The sequence below is a fragment of the Gordonia sp. CPCC 205515 genome, assembly GCF_048537925.1.
In the GTDB taxonomy this organism is placed as follows: domain Bacteria; phylum Actinomycetota; class Actinomycetes; order Mycobacteriales; family Mycobacteriaceae; genus Gordonia.
Window position 1 is genome coordinate 1 of the sequence record NZ_JBCLVJ010000033.1, and the last position, 1,435, is coordinate 1,435.

Annotated in this window: 1 protein-coding gene; it reads right to left on the reverse strand. The window is 62.5% G+C overall.

The annotated features are described in order from the left end of the window. Positions 1 to 25: 25 nt before the first annotated feature. The gene (locus tag AAFP30_RS28760) at positions 26 to 1,264 is read right to left on the reverse strand and encodes an IS701 family transposase (RefSeq protein ID WP_419233480.1); all 1,239 of its coding nucleotides are present in this window, start codon (positions 1,262 to 1,264) and stop codon (positions 26 to 28) included. Between the last annotated feature and the right edge of the window lie 171 nt (positions 1,265 to 1,435).

Sequence of the window (1,435 nt, forward strand, 5' to 3'; positions counted from 1 at the left end):
CTAGTACTACAGCCGTAGATTGGGTTCATTGAGGTTTTGACCTGCGGTTTTGATGGCAGAGTCGGGCTCGTTGTTGGTGGCGTCGCCGCCAGTGCGACCAGTCGAGTAGTCCGGGGCTGACGTGGAGTGGTGCCAGGATCAGGGCGATGAATAGACGGCGAAACTCGTTGACACTCAATCGGATCAGTGTCGAGTCTGCGATTTCGCGTGCGCGTTGAGCGATGGTGGTCACGGTCAGGAAGGCGTGGGCGAGCATGACCAGGATGGTCCAGCGGTGCCAGGATCTCCAGGTGCGGACCTGGTGCTGATCCAAGCCGGTCAATCCCTTGCTGGACTGGAAGGATTCCTCCACCGTCCAGCGCCGCCCGGCCACCCGCACCAGCTCGGCGAGCGAGACCATACGCGGGTGGTGACAGCGATGGTAGGCCAGCTCACCAGTGGTGTCGTTGCGGCGGATGAGCATCCAGTGATGGCCGGGTAGGTCGGGTTCGCAGACCGCGACCCGCGCCCAGGAGTACCACCGTTGCCCCTTGGCGCCGTCGCCGGCCGACAGTCGCTTCCAGGATCGCGCGGGCACGGTGTCGGCAAGGTCGTCGGCGCGGATGTAGTAACCATCGACGATGACCTGTCGGTGACATCCGACGGTGAGTACATATCCGATCTTGTTGGTGGCGAGCATAGTTCGTAACTTTGGGTCGTCTCCATAGACTTCGTCTCCGGCCACCCAGTCGGTAGCGATCCCGGCGGCGTGCGCCCGGATGATCATGTCTGCGGCCAATGCGGGTTTGGTGGCGAATCCGATATCGTCGGGCACTCCTGCCGCGGTGCAGCGGGCGGGGTCATTGGTCCACGAACGAGGCAGGTACAAGGCGCGGTCGATCAGAGCATGCCCGACGCGGGTGGCGTAGGTCAGGTAGACCGCGACCTGACTGTTCTCGATGCGTCCGGCGGTGCCGGTGTATTGGCGTTGCACGCCAACGGTGTTGGTGCCCTTCTTCAGATCACCGGTCTCGTCAACGACCAGTACGGCCTGGTCGACGCCCAGGCCGTCAACGACCATGCGCTGCAGATCCTCGCGGAGGTCGTCGGCTTCCCATTTTGCGCGTGAGAGCAAGTGCTGCAACCTGTCCGGGCTGCTGTGTCCAGCCATCTCAGCCATCGTCCAACAATTCTTGGTCTCCAATCCTGAGAGCACCGAGAGCAGAAAAGCGCCCGCATTGCGGGCGGCGTCATGGCGGGCGAAGCGCGGGGCGATGGTGTCGATCAGCGCGTCGAGCCCAGCTCGCCACTGCTCATGGTCTAGGCTCAGATCCGCGGGTGTCGCGGGCATATTTGGTTTCGTCACAAATTCCGAATCATGCCCCGACAACCGCCCTAACCTGCGCAAACACGCCGCAAGATTCTCACGAACCGCGATCTACGGCTGTAGTACTAG